This is a genomic window from Deltaproteobacteria bacterium (genome assembly GCA_005879535.1).
In the GTDB taxonomy this organism is placed as follows: Bacteria; Myxococcota; Myxococcia; order Myxococcales; family 40CM-4-68-19; genus 40CM-4-68-19.
The window spans coordinates 152,183-170,216 of record VBKI01000064.1; the positions used below are offsets into that span (position 1 = coordinate 152,183).

At 68.6% G+C, this 18,034-nt stretch carries 22 protein-coding genes; 13 read left to right on the forward strand and 9 right to left on the reverse strand.

All coding sequences use genetic code 11. The annotated features are described in order from the left end of the window. Positions 1 to 9 precede the first annotated feature (9 nt). Both E6J58_12065 and E6J58_12070 read left to right on the forward strand, forming a co-directional pair. On the forward strand, positions 10 to 693 hold the full coding sequence (locus E6J58_12065) for a DUF2461 domain-containing protein (protein TMB37344.1): 684 nt from the start codon (positions 10 to 12) through the stop codon (positions 691 to 693). After that, positions 690 to 1,304, forward strand: coding sequence for a GNAT family N-acetyltransferase (locus E6J58_12070; protein ID TMB37345.1), 615 nt, complete (start codon positions 690 to 692; stop codon positions 1,302 to 1,304). Before E6J58_12065 ends, E6J58_12070 begins: the two co-directional genes overlap by 4 nt. On the opposite strand, the gene E6J58_12075 is transcribed toward E6J58_12070, so the two are convergent. Both E6J58_12075 and E6J58_12080 read right to left on the reverse strand, forming a co-directional pair. Next, entirely contained in the window at positions 1,305 to 3,293 is a 1,989-nt protein-coding gene (locus E6J58_12075; GenBank protein ID TMB37346.1) for a S1 RNA-binding domain-containing protein, read from the reverse strand. Further along, positions 3,187 to 4,053, reverse strand: coding sequence for a helix-turn-helix domain-containing protein (locus E6J58_12080; protein TMB37347.1), 867 nt, complete (start codon positions 4,051 to 4,053; stop codon positions 3,187 to 3,189). Before E6J58_12080 ends, E6J58_12075 begins: the two co-directional genes overlap by 107 nt. A gap of 31 nt (positions 4,054 to 4,084) precedes the next feature. On the opposite strand from E6J58_12080, the gene gluQ reads away from it, so the two are divergent. The 3 genes from gluQ to infA all read left to right on the forward strand — a co-directional run bounded on the left by gluQ (position 4,085) and on the right by infA (position 6,921). Beyond that, positions 4,085 to 5,011: a tRNA glutamyl-Q(34) synthetase GluQRS gene (gluQ, locus tag E6J58_12085; protein TMB37348.1), complete on the forward strand. Its 927-nt coding sequence runs from the start codon at positions 4,085 to 4,087 to the stop codon at positions 5,009 to 5,011. 96 nt (positions 5,012 to 5,107) lie between these two features. Next, positions 5,108 to 6,688 (forward strand): phosphoenolpyruvate carboxykinase (ATP), encoded by a 1,581-nt coding sequence (gene pckA / locus E6J58_12090; GenBank protein ID TMB37349.1) that lies wholly within the window; start codon positions 5,108 to 5,110, stop codon positions 6,686 to 6,688. An 11-nt stretch (positions 6,689 to 6,699) separates the two neighbouring features. Further along, entirely contained in the window at positions 6,700 to 6,921 is a 222-nt protein-coding gene (gene infA / locus E6J58_12095) for a translation initiation factor IF-1 (GenBank protein TMB37350.1), read from the forward strand. Here the strand turns inward: infA and E6J58_12100 are convergent, their stop codons facing one another. Further along, entirely contained in the window at positions 6,922 to 7,896 is a 975-nt protein-coding gene (locus E6J58_12100; GenBank protein ID TMB37351.1) for an OmpA family protein, read from the reverse strand. Beyond that, the gene (locus E6J58_12105) at positions 7,896 to 8,159 is read right to left on the reverse strand and encodes a hypothetical protein (GenBank protein TMB37352.1); all 264 of its coding nucleotides are present in this window, start codon (positions 8,157 to 8,159) and stop codon (positions 7,896 to 7,898) included. Before E6J58_12105 ends, E6J58_12100 begins: the two co-directional genes overlap by 1 nt. A 134-nt stretch (positions 8,160 to 8,293) precedes the next feature. On the opposite strand from E6J58_12105, the gene E6J58_12110 reads away from it, so the two are divergent. After that, positions 8,294 to 9,130 carry a DUF1460 domain-containing protein gene (locus E6J58_12110; GenBank protein TMB37353.1) on the forward strand — a complete coding sequence of 279 codons (837 nt, stop codon included), beginning with the start codon at positions 8,294 to 8,296 and terminating at the stop codon, positions 9,128 to 9,130. Between the two features lie 76 nt (positions 9,131 to 9,206). Here E6J58_12110 and E6J58_12115 read toward each other — a convergent pair whose 3' ends face one another. The 5 genes from E6J58_12115 to E6J58_12135 are packed head-to-tail and all read right to left on the reverse strand — an operon-like array spanning position 9,207 to position 12,540. Beyond that, positions 9,207 to 9,554, reverse strand: a complete 348-nt coding sequence (locus E6J58_12115; GenBank protein ID TMB37354.1) for a DUF2007 domain-containing protein — start codon at positions 9,552 to 9,554, stop codon at positions 9,207 to 9,209. A gap of 25 nt (positions 9,555 to 9,579) precedes the next feature. Beyond that, entirely contained in the window at positions 9,580 to 9,969 is a 390-nt protein-coding gene (locus E6J58_12120; GenBank protein ID TMB37355.1) for a hypothetical protein, read from the reverse strand. Further along, entirely contained in the window at positions 9,966 to 11,321 is a 1,356-nt protein-coding gene (locus E6J58_12125; protein TMB37356.1) for an amidohydrolase, read from the reverse strand. The genes E6J58_12120 and E6J58_12125 overlap by 4 nt, the downstream gene beginning before the upstream one ends. 8 nt (positions 11,322 to 11,329) lie before the next feature. Beyond that, on the reverse strand, positions 11,330 to 11,893 hold the full coding sequence (locus tag E6J58_12130) for a hypothetical protein (GenBank protein ID TMB37357.1): 564 nt from the start codon (positions 11,891 to 11,893) through the stop codon (positions 11,330 to 11,332). Positions 11,894 to 11,904: 11 nt separating this feature from the next. Continuing rightward, entirely contained in the window at positions 11,905 to 12,540 is a 636-nt protein-coding gene (locus E6J58_12135; GenBank protein TMB37415.1) for a tRNA (guanine-N7)-methyltransferase, read from the reverse strand. A 77-nt stretch (positions 12,541 to 12,617) separates the two neighbouring features. On the opposite strand from E6J58_12135, the gene E6J58_12140 reads away from it, so the two are divergent. The 7 genes from E6J58_12140 to E6J58_12170 all read left to right on the forward strand — a co-directional run bounded on the left by E6J58_12140 (position 12,618) and on the right by E6J58_12170 (position 18,034). After that, on the forward strand, positions 12,618 to 13,343 hold the full coding sequence (locus E6J58_12140) for a PspA/IM30 family protein (GenBank protein ID TMB37358.1): 726 nt from the start codon (positions 12,618 to 12,620) through the stop codon (positions 13,341 to 13,343). Positions 13,344 to 13,349: 6 nt separating this feature from the next. After that, the gene (locus E6J58_12145) at positions 13,350 to 13,550 is read left to right on the forward strand and encodes a hypothetical protein (GenBank protein TMB37359.1); all 201 of its coding nucleotides are present in this window, start codon (positions 13,350 to 13,352) and stop codon (positions 13,548 to 13,550) included. Positions 13,551 to 13,617: 67 nt separating this feature from the next. Continuing rightward, entirely contained in the window at positions 13,618 to 15,186 is a 1,569-nt protein-coding gene (locus tag E6J58_12150; protein TMB37360.1) for a hypothetical protein, read from the forward strand. Beyond that, positions 15,183 to 15,884: an ABC transporter ATP-binding protein gene (locus E6J58_12155; protein TMB37361.1), complete on the forward strand. Its 702-nt coding sequence runs from the start codon at positions 15,183 to 15,185 to the stop codon at positions 15,882 to 15,884. Before E6J58_12150 ends, E6J58_12155 begins: the two co-directional genes overlap by 4 nt. Then, positions 15,881 to 17,158, forward strand: a complete 1,278-nt coding sequence (locus tag E6J58_12160) for an ABC transporter permease (GenBank protein TMB37362.1) — start codon at positions 15,881 to 15,883, stop codon at positions 17,156 to 17,158. The genes E6J58_12155 and E6J58_12160 overlap by 4 nt, the downstream gene beginning before the upstream one ends. Positions 17,159 to 17,178: 20 nt before the next feature. Beyond that, positions 17,179 to 17,439: a hypothetical protein gene (locus E6J58_12165; protein TMB37363.1), complete on the forward strand. Its 261-nt coding sequence runs from the start codon at positions 17,179 to 17,181 to the stop codon at positions 17,437 to 17,439. Positions 17,440 to 17,458: 19 nt separating this feature from the next. After that, the gene (locus E6J58_12170; protein ID TMB37364.1) at positions 17,459 to 18,034 is read left to right on the forward strand and encodes a DUF1211 domain-containing protein; all 576 of its coding nucleotides are present in this window, start codon (positions 17,459 to 17,461) and stop codon (positions 18,032 to 18,034) included.

Here is an 18,034-nt window from a genome sequence, read left to right on the forward strand (position 1 = left end):
GTCGGCCGGATGGCTTTCGCGGGCTTTCCCGAGAGCGGCCTCGCGTTCCTGCGCGACCTTTCCGACCACAACGACCGGGACTGGTTCGAAGCGCACCGCTCCGTCTGGGACCAACAGATCGTTCCGGCGATGCTGGAGTGGTGCGCAACGCTCGCCGATCGTCTGAAGGACGTGATACCCGGCCTCGTCTTCGTCCCTCGAGTCGGCGGAAGCCTCTACCGGTTGAACCGCGACATCCGCTTCTCGCGCGACAAGCGTCCCTACAAGACGCACGTCGCCGCGCTGCTCTGGGACGGGGCCGAGAAACACGACGCGCCCGGCGTGTACCTGCACGTGTCCGCCGCCGAAGTGATGTTCGGCGGCGGCATCTACTCGTTCGAGGATGCGCGCCTCGATCGGTGGCGCAAGCTCCTGCACGCTCCGGCCTCCGCAGCGCGGCTGGAGTCCGCGCTCGACGCTGCGAAGGAGGGCGGGCTGAAGCTGGAGATCTCCGAGAAGCTGCAGCGACCCGCGCGCGGATTCGACCCCGAAGGACCTTACGCGGAGCTCTCTCGCTTCAAAGGGCTCGCCGTGGTCAAGCGGTCGAAGCCGGCCTCGTGGCTTCACCGACCGGAAGCGCTCGACCGCGCCGAGTCCGCTGCGCGCGCCTACGCGCCCCTCCACGTCTGGATGCGCGACGAGCTCTGCCCATGATCGAATCGGTCACGTTGCAGGGCAGGTTCGTGATGCTGCGACCGCTTTCGCGGGACGACGTTCCCGCACTGCGCTCGCTCGCAGCCGGTCCCCGTCGGACGTTCGAGTGGGCCATGGTTCCCGCGCCCGAGCGGGCCGAGCACTACGTCGAGAATGCGCTGGCGCAGATGGAGCGCCGGACCGCCCTGGTGTTCGCGATCTGCCTGCCTTCCGGCGAGCTGGTCGGCTCCACCCGGCTCTTCGATCTGCAGCGCTGGGAATGGCCGGAAGGAAGGGATCCGCGCCACGGCGAGGACGTGCTGGACGCGGCGGAGATCGGCTACACCTGGCTCGCCGAGCGCGTCCAGCGCACCGCGGTGAACACCGAAGCGAAGCTGCTGCTCCTCCGGCATGCGTTCGAGACCTGGCGCTGCTTCCGCGTGACGCTGAAGACGGACGAGCGGAACACGCGCTCGCGCCGAGCCATCGAGCGGCTCGGCGCCCACTTCGACGGCATCCTCCGTGCCTTCCAGCCCGCAGTGGACGGCAAGCCGCGCAACACGGCTTACTACACGATCCTCGCCTCGGAATGGCCTTCGGTGGAGGCGGCGCTCCGAAAGAAACTCGGCTGATCACTCATCCTCGGTCTGCTCCAGCTTGGCGCGCAGCAGATCGCCGAGCGTCCCGAAGCCCTTTCCCGGCGGCATCTTCTTGTTCATCTGCCGCTGGTACTCGCGGTAGTCGGACGCGCCTTCCGCGCGCTCCGCGGCGGTGCGCGAGAGCCGGTAGCGCCCCCGATCGTCGAGGTCGACGACCTGCGCCTTGAACTGCGTTCCGGGCGGCACGGTCTTCTTGTTGTCGCTCCCGCGCGGCGTGCCCAGCTCGGCGTTGGGCACCAGCCCCTTGCCACCGTCCCAGTGGACGAAGACGCCGAAGGGTTCGCACTTGTCGACGGTGGCATCCACCACGTCGCCGACGCGGGCGCGCTTCTGCTTTTCCGGCTTCGCGCTCTCCTTCCCCTGCGCTTCGTCCTCGCTGATCCGGCGGAGGGCCACCCGCTTCTGCGCGTCGTCGACCGACTCGATCTGGACTTGGATGGTCTCCCCTTCCTTGACGACGTCCCGCGGGTGTTGCACGTGCCGGTCGGAGAGCGCGGAGACGTGCACCAGCCCGTCCACGCCGGGGAACAGCTCGACGAACGCGCCGAAAGGCTGCAGGCGCGCCACCTTGCCCGAGAGCCTTGCTCCTTCCTTCAACTGCGGGCGGGCTGCGTCCCACGGATCCTGCTCGAGAGCGCGAAGGGAGAGAGCGATCTTGTCGTGTCCTTTGTCGTCCTTCTCGATCCGCAGCACCTGCACCTTGACGCGCTGGCCGGGCTTCACCACGTCCTGCGCGTGGGCCACGCGGGCATGGGACAGCTCGGAGACGTGGACCAGCCCTTCCAGGCCGCCCAGATCCACGAAGGCGCCGAAGTCGCGCACCGAGGTGACGGTCCCTTCGATCTGCGCGCCCACCTCGAGCCGCTTGCGCAGCTCCGCCGCCTGCGCGGCTCGCTCCTCTTCCAGGAGGGCCCGGCGCGAGAGGATGGCGTTTCCGCCGCGGATCTCGGTGACACGAAACCTGAGGCGCTGCCCGACGAACTGCGACTGGTCCTCGACGAACCTCAGGTCCACCTGCGAGGCGGGCACGAATCCGCGCAGCCCGCCGAGATCCACTTCCAGGCCGCCCTTGTTCTGCCCGGTCACCAGCCCTTCGATGGGGATCTTCGAGTCCAGCGCCTGCTGCACGATCTCGCGGCCCGCTCCCTTCGGCACGGTGCGCGTGACCACGACGTTGCCCTCGGTGAGCGAGAGCACATATCCCTCGATGGTCTCACCGGCGTGCACCAGCAGGTCGCCCTTGTCGTTGCGCAGCTCGCGGAGATCGATGATCCCTTCGCCCTTTCCGCCCAGATCGAGAAAGGCCACTTCAGCGCCCAGGTGGGCCACGCGCGCGGACATCTTCTGCCCGACGCGCAGCTTCCCCGGCTTCTGCTGCTCGGTCTCCGCGAACAGCGCCGCGAAGTCGGCGTTTTCCTCCGGCGAGGGTTGCGCGTAGACCGACCCGGGATCGTCGGTCGGCTTGGACGCGGGCCTTTCCGCGGCCTCCGCCGCGGCGGCAGGCGGCTCGGAAGGCGCCGGCGCTCCCAGAGTCGGCTTGCGCACGACAATGGGCATCTTGCGCTCTTCCTTCTGACGTGGAGGCCGGCTCTTCCGCTCCGCCGCCGGTGGCCGGGAAGGGTCGGATGTTGGCCGTGCCGACTCGAGGATCTCCTCGAACGTCGGCTGCGTGGCCTTCTTCGGCGGCTTCGGCGCCGCTTTCGGCTCCTCGGTCGAAACGCCCTGGAGGACCTCCTCGAACGAGGGCTGCCGCTTCCGCTGCTGTTCTTCCGGCTTGTCGCTCATCGAACGCCTTCTTCCGCGCAACGCGAGCGGCGGGTCATAGCACAGCTCGCTGCCGGGGCTGTACAGCGAGTCAGCCTCGGGCCCGGCGACGGCCCGCGTCGTGCGCTTCGGCGTCCAGCTCGCGCATCGATGCGAGCAATTTCGCCTCCGCCGGCAGGCGCGCTTTGCGCATTCCATCTCCACCGACGACGACCCTTCCGCCCGTCTGCCGTGTCGCGGCCACCGCCATCGCCACCTGCTCGCCGACCTCTCCACTCACCGTGCTGCTCAGAGCGACGATCGCGCCGCGCGCGCGGAGGATCAGATCGGCGAGGTCGCGAGCCGGGGTCTGGGCCAGCGGTGCGAGCACCTCGAATCCCTGGGCCCGCAGAAGGCAGGCTGCCATGCGCGCAGCGATGTCATGCAGCTCGCCGGCCACGGCGGCGACGATGGCGGTCCCGCGGTCGGATCGGACCGGCTCGCCGGGAGGCTCGGCCAGAGGCTGCGATCTCGCCACCGCGTCGATCACGGCCTGCGAGGCGACATGCTCCTCGGCGATGGAGAGCTGCGCCTCCGCCCACTTCTTCCCCACTTTGTGGAGGGCCGGCGCCACCACCTCGTCGAAGAGCTGCGGCAGCGAATATCCACGCAGCCGGATTCCGGCGAGCTGGGCGACGAGGGCCGCGGCGTCGCCGCGAAGAGCCGCCTGCTCGAACTGTCGGGTCGCTTCCTCACCGGGCTCTTCCGCTCCCTGCGGGAGCGCCGAGGGCAGTGGACCCGCCGCCTGATACTGGCGCTTCTGCACGAACGCGGTCACGTCGCGGAGGCGGAACTTGCGATGACCGCCCGGCGTCCGAAAACAATCGATCTCCCCGGCGTCCGCCCAGCGTTTGACGGTCGCCTCACCCACGCCGAGCAGCGTGGCCACCTGCCGTGTCGACAGAACATCCGTGTTCATGCTTTTCCTGAGCGATGTGAGCGGTTAGACGATGAACGAGCGCGGACGATTCAACGAGCGCGGACGATTCGCTCCGAGCCCCACGGGCGAGCTGCATCTGGGCAACGCGCGTACCGCGTTGCTCTCCTGGTTGTGGGCACGACAGGCAGACGGCGAGTACGCGATGCGCGTGGAGGACATCGACCTCCCGCGCGTACGCGCGGGGATGGCCGAGCGCCAGCTCGACGAGCTGGCGTGGCTCGGGCTCGATTGGGACGGCCCACCGATCTTCCAGTCGCGACGCACGGATCTCTATGAGGACGCCCTGCGCAAACTGCGCGGCCACGTGTATGAATGTTTCTGTTCGCGGACCGAGATCGCCGCTGCCAGCGCGCCGCAAGGCGACGAAGGGCCGCGCTATCCCGGCACCTGCGCCTCGCTCACCCGCGCGCAACGCGACGAGCGCTGCCGGACGCGCGCCCCTTCGTTGCGCCTGCGCGTTCCGCCCGGCCCGCTGTCGTTCCACGACGAGATCCTCGGGGACCAGACGTTCGATACCCAGCAGCTGGTCGGAGACTTCGTGCTGCGCCGAGGCGACGGAGTCTTTGCCTATCAGCTTGCCGTCGCCGTGGACGACGGCGCCATGGCCATCACGCAGGTCCTGCGCGGAGCCGATCTCGTGTCGTCCACCGCCCGCCAGATCCTTCTCCACCGCCTGCTCGGCCATCGCGAGCCTCGCTGGGCCCACGCGCCACTGGTGGTCACGCCGGGCGGAGAGCGGCTTTCCAAGCGCGACCGGCCGCTCTCGCTCTCGGCTCTGCGTGCCCGCGGGGCCGACCCGCGTCGGATCGTCGCAGATCTTGCGCATCTGTCCGGGATGACCGCACCCGATCGCTGCGAGCCGCGGCAGCTTATCGGCTCTTTTTCGTTATCGAAAGTAGGCAAAGCCCCCGTCCCGATTGGCCCATTGCCGTACTGATTTCCGACAGCGCCTGCGGCCAGGAGCGGTGCCCCGATTGCCGATTCAACGCAGCGTGTGCTACTTCCACCGGCCCGCGCTGACCGGAGAGTCGCAATGCCCGAACCGCGAAACCAGATCGGTTCCATCCGTGTGAAGAAGGCGAACTGGAACCTTCCCTCCCCCGTGCTCTTCGAGGAAGCGGTCCGGCGCGGAGAGGGGAAAGTCGCGCTCGGCGGGGCGCTGGTGGTCCTCACCGGAAAGCACACCGGTCGCGCGGCGAACGACAAATTCATCGTCCGCAATGCCGCCACCGACAAGAGCGTGTGGTGGGGCAAGGTGAACAAGCCGTTCCCGCAGGAGAAGTTCGACGGCGTCTTCGAGAAGATGAAGAAGTTCCTCGAGGACCGCGAGGTCTTCGTCCTCGACGCGTTCGTCGGCACGAATCCCGAGCACCGCATCCCGGTGCGCGTCATCACGCAGTACGCCTGGCACAACCTGTTCATCCGCACCATGCTGCTGCCGGCCAAGCCGGGCGAATACGACGGCGTCACCGACCCGTTCACGATCATCGATCTTCCCGGCTTCCAGACTTCCAAGGAGGAGGACGGCACCCACGGGCCCACCTCGATCCTCGTCGACTTCCAGCGCAAGCTGACGCTGATCGCAAACACCGAGTACGCGGGCGAGATGAAGAAGAGCGCCTTCTCGCTGATGAACTTCGTGTTGCCCGGGAAGGGCACCATGCCGATGCACGCCAGTGCGAACATCGGGCCGCAGGGCGATACCGCCGTCTTCTTCGGCCTCTCCGGAACCGGCAAGACGACGCTCTCCGCCGACGCACGGCGGACGCTGATCGGCGACGACGAGCACGGATGGGGCTCCGGCGGGGTCTTCAACTTCGAGGGCGGCTGCTACGCGAAGGTCATCCGCCTCTCTCCCCAGGCCGAGCCCGAGATCTACGCCACGACCCGGATGTTCGGGACCGTGCTCGAGAACGTGGTGATGGACCCGCAGACGCGCGAGGTGGACTTCGACGACGGCACGCTGGCGGAGAACACGCGCGCCTGCTACCCCATCGAGTACATCCCCAACGCTTCCAAATCGGGAATGGGCGGTCAGCCCAGGAACGTGGTGATGCTCACCTACGACGCGTTCGGGGTCCTTCCGCCCATCGCGCGACTGACGCCGGCGCAGGCGGCGTATTACTTCCTTTCCGGGTACACGGCGAAAGTGGCGGGCACCGAGATCGGCGTGAAGGAACCGCAGGCCACGTTCTCCACCTGCTTCGGCGCGCCGTTCATGCCGTTGCATCCGACCGTGTACAGCAAGCTCCTCACGCAGAACATCGCGAAGAACGGGACGCGCGTCTGGTTGATGAACACCGGCTTCACCGGCGGCCCTTACGGAATTGGCCGGCGCATGTCGATCCAGCACACCCGCGCGCTGCTGAACGCGGCGCTCGACGGCAAGCTCGATCAGGTGAAGTTCTCGAAGGATCCGATCTTCGGATTCGACGTCCCCGACGATGCGCCCGGCGTGCCCGCCTCGGTGCTCACGCCGCGCGAGACTTGGCCCGACACGGCCGCCTACGACGAGAAGGCGCGCCATCTGGCCAAGCTGTTCAACGAGAACTTCAAGCAATTCGCCGACCAGGCGGCCCCTGAAGTTCTGGCGGCGGCGCCCAAGGCAGGGTAGAACGCCGCAGAATGTCTGAAAAAGAAGCCGGCATCGAAGTCGAAGGCACCGTGCGCGAAGAGCTCGCGGGAGGCAATTACCGCGTCGAGCTCGACAACAAGCACTCGGTGCTGGCGTACGCGAGCGGGAAGATGCGCAAGTTTCGCATCCGCATCCTGCCCGGCGACCGGGTGAAGCTCGAGCTGTCCCCCTACGATCTGACGCGCGGCCGGATCACGTACCGCCAAAAATAATCAACTTCTGTCCTCGATCCGGAACTCGACCCGGCGGTTCAGGGTGCGGCCGGCTTTGGTCGCGTTCGGCGCGATGGGTCGCTTCGGCCCGAATCCGACGGACTTGAGCTGTTTGGATTCGACGCCCTCCTGAACCAGGTATTCCTTCACCGCGTCGGCGCGCGCTTGCGAGAGCGTGATGTTCTCCTTCCGCTTGCCGACGTTGTCGGTGTGGCCCTCGATCCGGACCGCGACGGGCGCGTCCTTGATCGCCTGGGCGACCTCTCGGAGCACGTCGAAGCTGTCGGAGAGGATCTTCGCGCGGTTGGGCTGGAAGTGGATCTGCTGCTTGAGCTCGATGCGGTCGCGGCGGATCACGATCAGCGCGGTCCGACGCGGGCACCCCTGGTTCTCGGGCGTTCCCGGCTCGTCGGGGCAGCGGTCGTCCTTGTCGGCGACGCGATCGCCGTCGCGGTCGGGCCAGGGACAGCCGAAATTCTCCTTGGGACCCGCCAGCTCCGGGCAGCGGTCGATGTCGTCCGCCACGCCGTCACCGTCGCGGTCGGTGAAGACCGGGCAGCCGCGGTGCTCGGCGGGACCGGGGACGTCGGGGCAGAGATCGTCGACGTCGGGCACGCCGTCGCCGTCTGTATCCTTCGCGCTCACCGACAGCGTCGCAGGCTGCGGGTCGGCCGGCTTCCGGACGGCGACTTTGGTATTGCCGCAGTCGCGGCTTCTGGCCAGGGCGTCGCGGGCGGCGGGCGCCGCCGTGTCCAGGTGTGCTCCGGCGCGCGGCGAGTCGCCCTGATCGAGCGCCAGTTGAGCGAAGCGGAGGTTCGCTTCGGCGGTGGCGATCTCGCGCGGCGCGCAGGCAGCCGCGTTGAGGTCCCTGGCGGACTTCACGTCCTGCCCGATCGCGTCCGCGCGCTGGCGCAAGGCGGACCCGCTCGCGCACGCGACAGCGAGACCACACGCCAATGGCGCGAGGTTCCTCATCACCGCTTCGGGACCGCCGCGGAACCTGCCGCCGGCGCCGCCCGGTTGTCGCTTGCCTTCCGCGCCGCCGCGCCCGCGTATCGGAGCGCCTCGTTGGCGAGCGCGCGGGCATCCGCGTAGCGCGCGTGGCCCTGCTCCTCGCGCGCTTTCGTCAGGTAGAGCTCGGCGAGGGTCGCCTCGTAGGGCGCAAATCTGTCGGCGTCAGCTGCCCGGGCACGGACGACCGCCAACGACGCGTCGTCGATGACGCTCGTCGCCGTCACGGGCCCGCAACCGAGAAGCAGGCAGGCCAGAATTGTGCCGCGCCATGCCAACGTATTTTTTGGTATCCCGGGGTCCGATCCCTGTCTAGTTCTTTGCTTGAACCGGGCCTCCCGGCCCCCTACCATTAGTGCCGATGATCCCTGCCCTGCTCGCCGCCCTTCTCTCCAGCGCTCCGGTCCTGGAGATGACCGACCCTCAGCTCGACGCGAAGATCGCCGAGGCGCACCGGCTTCCCTTCCCGGAACGGATAGATTCGCTCAGCCGCCTCTTCGTCGGCGTGCCGTATACGGATCTGCCGCTGGGCGACGGCGAGCAGGGGCCCGAGCCCGGGCCGCGGTTCCGCACCGACGGCGTGGATTGCCAGACCTACGTCGAGACGGTCCTCGCGATGGCAAACGGGCGCAGCCTCGATCAGGCGAAGGCGATCCTCGACGACATCCGCTATGCGGACGGCAAGCCCAGCTTCCAGTCGCGCAACCACTTCACCGAGGCGCAGTGGCTGCCGGCGAACGCGCGCAAGGGGTATCTCGCCGACGAAGTGCCTGCGCTCGACCGGCGCGCGCCGGCGGAGACGCTGATCCTGGACAAGTCCCAATGGACGCAGGTGCCGGGACTCAAGCGGCTCATCCCCGCCAACGTGCCCGACGGCAAGTACAAGGTCCGGTACCTGCCGCTCGACAAGGTGGAGAAGCGCGCGAAGGATATCTCTCCGGGCAGCATCCTGATGGTCGTGCGCGAGCACGACCCGAATCGCGTCGTGCGCATCACCCACATGGGCTTCGTGGTCCGGAGCGATTCCGGGCTGGTGGTGCGTCACGCGAGCACGGGCAAGGCCGTGATCGACGAGCCGCTGGACGCATTCGTGCAGCGGCAGGGCGAATACAAGAAGTGGAAGGTGATCGGCGTCGCGCTGGCGCGTCCGCTCGACGCCTCCCGGCGAGTATCGAGAATCCAGACCGCCTCGCGCTAGCGCCGCGCAGGTCACGTGGGCCTGGAGGACATTCGTCAGCGATGGCTGCGATCCGGACGGGTCGTCCCGGAAACGGTCAGTGCGGTTCGGTCTGCGCCTCTTCGTCTTCCGCGGCCTTGGCGGCTCCGTCGGGATCCTCCTCCAGCGCCTCCTTCCGCTCCTGCAGCAGCTGGCGGGCGCGCGCAAGGTCGCGGCGCGGCACGAGGATGTTGAAGCCGTCCACGGGAGACGCGATGGTTCCCACCGGCCCGCTTCGCGGCGATTGCAAAATCGCCGGGATCCCCGCGTGCTCGCAGGCGGAGATGAGCAGCTGTGCCTCCATCTGATCGTTGGCCGCGATGGCGACCTCGAACTCTCCCGGGTCGAACGGCGTCTCCGGGGCGTCTTCCGATTCCGTCTCCGTCGGGTGCAAGAGGTCCGCCATTCCCGTCTCCTTGCCGGCAAAGATATCAACGCGGCAGGTCGAGGTCGACGCGCCAGCGCCCCGCTTCCTTCACCACGCGATAGATGTGGCCGCCGCCGTCGTCGGCTGTTCGCACCTCGGCCGAGTCGCCCGTCTGGCTGACGACTTGCGCTTCCACGGCGCGCCCGGGAAGGGCGCTGGTGAAGAGCATGGCGCGGCCGGATTCCGCACCGGCGTCTGCCCGGCCGGGGGCGCGCGCAGCCACCGCGTCCGCATCCCTCTGCGTCCTCGTCGAGAGCAGAGACCATGCGGTGGCGGTATCCCCCTTCTGGAGCGCGGCCGCGAGATCCTGGACGGCTTCCGCGGGTCCGGCGCTTCCAGGCGGAGGCTGCGGCGAGGTACAGGCGCAGAGCGCGGCGAGCAGCAGCACCCTCATCGCATCCCCACCACGCCGCGCACGGAGTCGAACAGCTTCTGCGAATCGTATCCGACGCCTTGCTTGAAGACGATCTCGACCTTCTCGATTTCGGCGATGTTCTTCGAAGGATCGCCCTGCACCACCACCAGGTCGGCGTCCTTTCCCGGCGCGATCGATCCGATGCGGTCCTGCTGCCCGAGCCAGATCGCCCCGTTGAGCGAATGGATCTTCAGCGCCTGGACCGGCGTGAACCCCGCGTCGACGAGCAACTCGACGTCCCGCCAGTCGCCATAGCCGGCGAGCACCGCGCCATTTCCGGTGGGATCGCACCCGGCCATCAGGAGGCCGCCGGCCTCGGCGAACGCTCGCTCGAACGCCATCTCCAGCTTCATCGCCGAGCGCCAGATCGCCGGATCGCGGGAAATGTGCGCTTGCAGCAGGCGCGCGCGGGTATCACCCGAGACTGCCTCGAGTACCGCCGGCGTCAGCGCGCGCCGGAAACCGTCCTCGGTGAATGCGTCGAAGACGGCGAGTGTGGAAGTGATGGCGACCTTCCGCTTCACCAGCTCCGCGACGAGCTGCGCGAGACGCGGATCGCCCGCGTCCATCTTCGCCAGCTCCGCCAGCGCCTCGCGTGGGTTCGGGCACTGGTCCGGCTTCTTGGCCGCAAAGAACTCGGTGTCGACGAGCAGCCCGTGCTCCAGGTCGTCGATTCCGAGGCGGGCCGCTTCCGTGAACCCGATGGAACAGAGATGCGCGGTGACCTTCAGGCCGCGCTTGTGCGCCGCCTCGATGGCGGCGCCCAGCTCTGCGCGGGTGAGCGTGTTGTAGGCCTTGAACGAGGTGGCTCCCTGGTCCGCCCAGAAGCTCACGAACTTTCGCGCGTCGTCCGGACCGCGCAGCGCATGCATCTGGACGGCGAACGATCCCTGCCCTTCCAGGTAGGGACCGCTGATCCAGATCGACGGTCCCGGCGCCTTGCCGGCGTCGATGGCCTTCTTGATCTCGAGATCGGTGTACGGCTCGACGCTCCCCGCGGTCCGGATGGTGGTCACGCCCGCGGCCAGGTAGAGCCGGGGGAAGCTGTACGCCATCTCGCCGAAGATCGCGCCGCCCATCGGATAGAACAGGTGGTCGTGCATGCCCACCAGGCCGGGCATGACCGTGCGGCCGGTCAGATCGATCCGCTGCGCGCCGCCCGGCGCCTGCGCCACGACCTTTCCGCCGGCGATGAACAGCGTCTGATCCTCGCGCGGCGGCGCGCCCGTGCCGTCGATGATCCGGACGTGTTCGAGGGCAAGCGCCGCCGCCTCCACCTTGACGAACGGCTGCAGCGCGGCATCCACTGCCAGCAATACGGCGAGCAGCATGTGGTTCTCTACCTCTGATCTTTCGAAGCCTTCGCGTTCTCAGGGCGATCGATCGCGACGTACGTGACGGCGTCCCAGGCGTTGTGGATCCCGATGAAGAGCAGGAGGAGCGCCGACCCGCCGATCGCGAAGAGGGCAGGCGCGGGTTGGTGGCGGACCACCATCGAGGCAACCAAGAGCGACGCGTAGGCGATGATCGGAAGCACGCCGTGCCAGATCCAGTCCTCCAGCACCGGCTTGTAGATGGTCTGCCTCGAAGCGGTCCGGACGACCAGGAGCGCGTACGCGAGTCCCAAAAGCCCACAAGCCGCCAGCGCGGCGCCGGCGTTCGAGACCGCCGTCCACGGCGCGCTCACGATCGCCGACACGAGCAGCACGGCGCAGAAGTGCACGATGGTCGGGGTGCCGAAGGCGCGGATCGTCGCCGGCCCGGTCGGTCTGCTCCCCTCCGACATGAGGGTGATCACCACGAACTGCAGACCCGTCAGCGCTGCCCCGGAGGAACCCACGATCACGTAGAAGCTTTCCCAGCGCGCCAGGGGCGAAACAATGCCTTCCGCGACCGCGAGCATGACCCTCCTTACTACTTGCGCCGGATGTCCTGCCACTCCCGCCCGGTCCGTCCGGTTTGAATCGGGCGGAGATTGCCCTCGGGGTTTCGGAAGCGCGCCCGAAACACCCGCTGGCCGCCGATGGCATAGCGCCGCTCGCGCGTCGAGAGTACTTCGGGACGCTCGTCGGGCAGCTTCTCGAATCCCGCTTCGAGCCAGGTCTGCTCGCCTTCCCGCGCGTACGCCGGCACGTCGGTGCGGAAGTCCACGATGGCTCCGGGCGCGAGCAGCTCGCGCATCCGGATCGCGAAGTCCACGTCGACCATGCGGCGCTTCCGATGCCGTTTCTTCCACCAAGGGTCGGGGAACTGCACGTGCAAGGCGGCGAGCGAACGCAGAGGAAAGATGCGCGGCACAAGCAGCCTGGCATCGCCCTGCAGCACCATCACGTTCCGCAGCCCGCGCTTCTGCGCCCGCGCGCGGATCAGCTCGCAATCCGAACGGCGCGTTTCGATCAGCACCAGATCGATGTCCGGGTGGCGCGCGGCGTGGTCCAGCGCGAACGCTCCCCTGCCCGGTCCGATCTCCAGCTCCAGGGGCGCCGCGCGGCCGAAGTCGCGCGCCCAGTCGGGGAAGACCTCTTCCGGTTCCTGGCATCCGATCGACATCCGGCCCGCGAAATAGCCGTTCCTTGCCACCGATCTCAAGCTATGCTTTGAGGGGCCGACCCTCTGGAGGCTTCGCTATGTGGCAGCGCATGAAGCGCGCGTTTCGCTCGATGTTCGGCTGGATGATCTCCGCGGCCGAAGATCCCGAGCTGATCCTCGAGCAGAACATCCGCGACCTGAACGACCAGGTCCCGAAGATGAACGAGTCGATCGCCATGGTGAAGGCGAACGTCACGCTGCTCGACAAGGAGAACCAGAAGTACAGGAACGACGTCGCCGAGCTGACCTCCAAGGTGAAGGCCGCCATCCAGGCCAATCGCGACGACATCGCCACCACGTATGCCACGCAGCTCCAGACGGTGAAGTCGGCGCTCAACCGCAACGAGCAGCAGCTGATGGCGGCGCGGCAGGCCTTCGACAAGGCCATGCAGGTGAAGCAGGCCTTCATGCGCGAGAAGGACCGCAAGACCAACGACGCCATGCAGGCGCTCCGCGACGCCCGCCGGGCCAAGTGGCAGAGCAAGGTGGCGGACGCGATGGAGAGCTTCCAGGTCGCTGGCATCGATGCCACGCACGACGAGATGCTGCAGAAGATCCAGGAGCGCACGGCCGTCAACGAAGCGCGCATGGACATGGCGATGTCGAACGTCGACACGCAGGGGATGAAGATCGAGGAGGAGGCGGAGAAGATCCGCGCCAACGAGCTGCTCAAGCAGTTCAAGCAGGAGATGGGGATGGAGGCGCCTGCGTCCACGCCGGAAGGGCAGAAGACGCTGGGCAGCCGCGAGGGCGTGAAGTCGTAACCGGCGATGGACGACAGCTACGTCAAGGACGCCTTCCTGATGAAGCCGAACCTGATCGGGCTCGGCGTCGGCGTGGTGGCGGCGGCCGCGCTGCCTTTCACCGGTCCGTTGCTTCTCGGGGTCGCCGCGCTCGAGGGCGTCTACTTGTGGTCCATGAGCAGGAATCCGAGGTTCCAGCGCATGATGCGTTCGCGCCGGGGACCGTAGCCGTTGTCGCACCGAAAGGTGCGGCTTTGCGGCTATGTTTGAGCGCGGACATTCGCCGGCTCCGGCCATGAGAGCTCTTCCGATATGTTCGTACGGCTGCGCGCTGCTCCTCCTCGCCGCGGCGGGCTGCTCGCGTTGCGGCGGCACTACGACGGCGAACGCGGCGGAGGAGCTCTTGCCCTTGCATCCCGCCGCCGCGGTCGTCACTGCGCCGCTCGGCGCCGTTGCCCGGCACCTCGCCGCGCTCATCGACCGCGCCTCGTCGCTGCCCGGCGGCGAACAGCTCGGAGAGGCGCGCCGCGTCGCCGCGGCGCAGCTCGGATTCGATCCGCTGGCCCGCGAAGGGCTGATTTCGGCCGGCTTCGATCCGGATCGCGCCGCCGCCGTGGCCTTCTTCGAGGCGCAGCCGCGCGCCGAGCTGATTGCTGCCCTCCCGGTGAGCAAGCCCGACCTGTTCCTGCAGACGATGCAGCGGCTTCTCGTCGATCGAGGTGGCTTTTCGCGCGCCGAAGGACAGTCGCAGTCCGCCACCCTCTTCGAGCGAGGCGGCACGCGGGTCGCCGTCTCCGTGGTGCGCGGATACGGCCTGTTCGCGCGCACCCGCGATCCGGCGGCCTCCATCGCGGAGGCCGGCGCCCGGCAGCCCGAGCAGAGTCTCGCGCGCGACCCGGGTCTGGCGGCCGCGCGCAATCGGCTCGGGGCGCAGGACTTCGTCGGCTGGGCCCCGGCGGGCAGCGGGATGCCGCGGCGGTACACGGCGAGGACGCTGCCCGGCGACGTGGCCGTGTCGCTGCAAGCCTCCCAGCAAGGAGCCGCCTCGCGACTGTTTGCGCAGCTTCCCGAGGCGGATGCGCGCAAGGCGCAGGCGGCGCTCCCCGGGGGCGGCGCGCCGCTGGTCGAGTTGCTGCCGGCGGATGCCCCGCTGCGGGCGCGCCTGGGCGTGGCGCCGGCGAAGCTCCTCGATTCGCTGCGCGGCGATCCGGATCTGGCGGCCGTCCTCGACCGCCTCCACGGGGCGGATGCGGAAGTGTTCGCCTCGCTCGCGCCCGGCGTGGCGGCGTCGCTCGGGGTCGCTCGCGGCGTGAACATCGGCGAGGCCATCGACTACGGATTCGATTGGCGTCGCAAGAGCCCGTTCGACACCGTCCAGCTGGTCGCGCTCGCGGAGGTGACCGACCGCCCGCGCTTGCTCAAGGCGTTCGGCCGGATCGCGAGGACCCTGCCCGATCTTGGAGCCCGCGTAGAACGAACCGGCGACGACTTCCAGGCGACCTACGCGGCTGGCAGGGGAGCACGCTTCGGCGTCCGCGAGATCGACGGCAAGCCGGTCGCATATCTGCTCGGCGGTCCTCTCCGCCCGGACGAGCTCCGGCGCACTCCGCGCTCGGCGAACCCCGAAGCAGCCGCGCTGTACGAAAGCGGCGGAGCCGCTGTGCGCGTGGATTTCGGCAAGCTCGCATCCGCGCTGCGCACGCTGCCCGACGGCGCATATGGCAGCGGGCCGCAGGCGTACGTCGCGCGCTCCATCGTCGGACAGGTGATCGAGCCGCTCCGGACCGTCCGCCTGTCGATGGCCGCCGAGTCGTTTGCCGATCGCCTCGGAGGCACGCTCGACGTCGAGCTGGTCGCTCCATGAGCGCGATCGAGCTCCGCGGCGTCACCAAGGGGTACCCTGCGCGGGAACCGGGACTTCCCGCGCAGGAGCTGCTGCGCGGCGTAGACCTGACGGTGCAGCGGGGCGAGTTCGTTGCCGTCGAAGGCCAGAGCGGGAGCGGAAAGAGCACCCTCCTGCACCTGCTCGGCGGCCTCGACCGCGAGTTCGACGGCACGGCGCACGTCCTCGGCTGCGATCTGCGCGCGGTGACCGACGCCGAGCTGGCGGCGCTCCGCCATACGCAGATCGGCTTCGTCTTCCAGAGCTTCAACCTGTTGCCGTCACTCAGCGCGTTGGAGAACGTGCTTCTGCCCGACTTCTTCGGCGACGGCGTCCCCGACGCGGAGCGGCGGGCGCGGGAGGCGCTCGAGCGGGTCGGCCTCGCGGACAAGGAACGCGCCCGCCCGGTGGCGCTCTCCGGCGGCGAACGCCAGCGGGTCGCCATCGCCCGCGCGCTGCTCGCGCGGCCGCCCTTGCTGCTCGCGGACGAGCCCACCGGAAACCTCGACGCGAAGACCGGACAGGGCGTGATCGATCTCTTCCGTCAGCTCCATCGGGAGGGGATGACGCTCCTGATCGTCACGCACGAGGCGCGCGTCTCGCACGCCGCGAACCGCGTCCTCGTGCTGCGCGAAGGCGTTCTCCAGACCGAGGGCGCCGAGTCGATGGAGACGGAATGAGGGTGGGCAAGCTCATCCGGCTGGCCCGTGGCAACCTCGTCCGTGAGCTGGGTGCGCTCGCCGTCAGCGCCGGAGGCGTCGCTCTGGGGACGGGCTGCCTGGTCTTCTTCCTCGCCTTGGGCACTGGCCTGCAGGACGTGGTCCACGACGTGTTCCCGGTGAGCACGCGGGAGGTCGAAGTGGTCGTCCCGCAACTCGCCATCGGAAGCCTGCTCGGCGAGCAGAAGATCGACGAGGCGACCGTCCGGCGCCTGCGCGCCGTCCGTGGGGTCGCTGCCGTCTATCCGAAGATGCAGCTCCGGATTCCCGCCGTGAGCCGCTACAACGGCACGTTCTTCGGGCGCGAGATGCGCGTGGGTCTGGAGGTCGTCGCGACCGGGCTGATGCCTGAGCTGGTCGGCCCCGATGCGCGCATGCCGTTCGACGACCGCGGCGAGTCGCAACCCATCCCCGTCGTCATCAACCGGCGGCTGCTGGAGCTCTACAACAAGGTCTTCGCGCCCCAACGAAACCTGCCGCGGCTGACCGACTCGATGTTGATCGGCTTCCAGCTCCCCGTCGAGCTGGGCCGCAGCTTCATGACCTCCCGCACGCTGCCGAATCCCCAGGACACTTCCATGCTGGTGGTCGGCTTCTCCGAACGGGCGACGCTGGCGGGCGTCTCGATGCCGCTTGCAGCCATCCAACGGATCAACCGCAAGTACGGCGCCGACGCCGACACGTATTCGAGCGTCCTGGTCCGCGCCCAGAACGCCGACGAAGTCACCGACCTCGCCGCCGCGGTGCGAAAGCTTGGCCTCGAGATCGACGACACCGAGCGCCGCTACGCCGTGCAGATCGGGGCCGCGGTGGAGCTCGTGACCCTTGCGCTGTCGCTGCTCGCCGCGCTGATCACCGGCCTCGCAGCGGTGAACACCATGCAGGCGTTCTATGCCAGCGTGCGCGAGAGGACGCGCGAGATCGGCGTGCTCCGCGCCGTGGGAGCGACCCGCGGCGACGTCGCGGCCGTCGTCCTGGTGGAAGCAGCGGCCACGGGCCTGGCCGGGGGCGCCGTGGGAGTCGCGCTGGCGCGCATTGCAGCGGCGCTGCTCGATCGGCTGGCGCGCACCGGGCTGCCGGACTTCCCCTTCAAGCCGACGACGTTCTTCTCCTTCCAGCCCGGGCATGTCGCCGTCGGCCTCGGCGTCGCCCTGCTCGCCGCCCTGCTGGGCGCGTTCCTTCCCGCCCGCGCCGCGGCGCGCCTCGATCCAGCAAAGGCCTTGACCGAGAGCTGACGCGTCCGCAGCGTCCGTGGATGAGCGACAGCGACAAGCGCAGGGCGCGGGCGGCGAAGCCACACCGGGATGTCGGCGATTCAGGCGGGAACACGCCGCGAGGCGGCGACGTCGAGGGCCTCGCCGGACCGGGTGAGAGCGGCGGTCCGGCAGGCGTGCAGCGGAGCGGTGGGCTCGAAGAGAACCGGGAGCGCAGCGGCACCGGCGTTTCCCCCGGAATGACACCCGGCGATCTGCAGAAGACCCCTGATGACCTCGTCGAAGGGTGGAGCAAGGAGTAGCTCGCCCATTCTGTGTTAGTTGCGACGGGTGGGCCGGGGCCGCCTCGAAGCATTCAGCGACGGCGTCATCGCCATCATCATCACCATCATGGTGCTGGAGCTGAAAGCGCCACACGAGGCGAGCGCCCACGCCCTGGCTGCGCAGGCGCCCGTCTTCCTCAGCTATGCGCTGTCGTTCCTGGTCGTCGCGATCATGTGGGTCAACCACCACCATCTGCTGCATGCGATCCGCGCCGTGGACGCGCCGCTGCTCTGGTGGAACAACGCCCTCCTCTTCGCCATGTCGCTGATCCCGTTCTCCACCGCCTTTCTGGGCGAAAACCCTCGCTCGCCGCTGGCCGTCGGCGTCTACGGTTCGAACCTGGCGCTGGCCGGGTTCGGGTTCTTCCTCTTGCGCGGCGCGGTCGCCCGCCGCGCCGATCCCGCGAACCAGGAAGCGCACCGGCAGCAGCAGCGCAAGAATCTCCTCACCGCCGGCCTCTACGCGAGCGCCGTTCCGCTCGCATACGTCTCGATCTGGATCTCCTTCGGCATCTACCTCTTGATTCCCGCCCTCTACTTCATGCCGGAGCGGAAGCTCGAAACTGCCTCGTGA